At 78.4% G+C, this 422-nt stretch carries 1 protein-coding gene; it reads right to left on the minus strand.

Translation table 11 applies throughout. The annotated features are described in order from the left end of the window. The coding region (locus tag IE97_RS0137885) for an alpha/beta hydrolase (RefSeq protein ID WP_030252268.1) at positions 1-422 on the minus strand (422 nt) is incomplete at both ends.

Genomic DNA, 422 nt, shown 5'->3' on the forward strand with positions numbered 1-422 from the left:
CATCCAGCTCGGCAGCGCTCACGAAGTCGCCGATCGGCGCCAGCGCGACGACTCCGCGCAGCGGCGGCGGCGCGGGCAGCCGCCACGGCGATCCCTGGGGGAGCACGTGCCGGGCGGCGGCCCAGAGCGCGAGCTGCCCACCGGCCGAGTGCCCGGTGACCACGGTCCTGCGGAGATCGGCCTGCGGCAGCTCGCGTGCGGCCAGTTCCGGCAGGGCGTCCCTCGCGGCGGCCACGTCGTCGAAGGTGTCGGGCCAGCGTCCCGCGGCGGGCCCGTCCCCGTCCCGGCGCGGCTCCTCGCCGCCGCGCCGGTACTCCACACTCGCCACCGCGAACCCTCGCCGCGCCAGGAAGCCGGCGAACGGCGACACATGGCGCCGGTCGTACGGGGCCCGCCAGGCGCCGCCGTGCAGGACCACGACG

Source organism: Streptomyces sp. NRRL S-455, from assembly GCF_000717875.1.
Lineage (GTDB): Bacteria > Actinomycetota > Actinomycetes > Streptomycetales > Streptomycetaceae > Streptomyces.